The organism is Streptomyces otsuchiensis (assembly GCF_004305975.1).
In the GTDB taxonomy this organism is placed as follows: Bacteria; Actinomycetota; Actinomycetes; order Streptomycetales; family Streptomycetaceae; genus Streptomyces; species Streptomyces otsuchiensis.
On record NZ_BHZI01000646.1, the window covers coordinates 1 to 293 of the forward strand.

General features: G+C 70.3%; 1 protein-coding gene. It reads left to right on the forward strand.

All coding sequences use genetic code 11. From position 1 onward, the window contains the following. A partial coding sequence (locus tag E0D90_RS26200) for an RHS repeat protein (RefSeq protein ID WP_130800361.1) occupies positions 1–293 on the forward strand: 293 nt, incomplete at both ends.

Genomic DNA, 293 nt, shown 5'->3' on the forward strand with positions numbered 1-293 from the left:
TACGCCCCATCGGGCGCCACCAGCAGCGTCACCAACGCCCTCGGCCACACCACCCGAATCGAGAGCAACGCCGCCGGTCTCGTCCTCCAGGTCACCGACCCGGTGGGATCCACCACCACCGCGGAACGCGACGCCTTCGGCCGCGTCATCACCGTCACCGACCCCATGGGCGCGATATCCCGGGCCACCTGGAACGCCGAGGGCCAGCTCCTCACACGCACCGATCCCCTCGGCGGCACCCGCACCCACACCTACGACGCCGAGGGCAACCTCCTCACCGAGACCGACGAGAA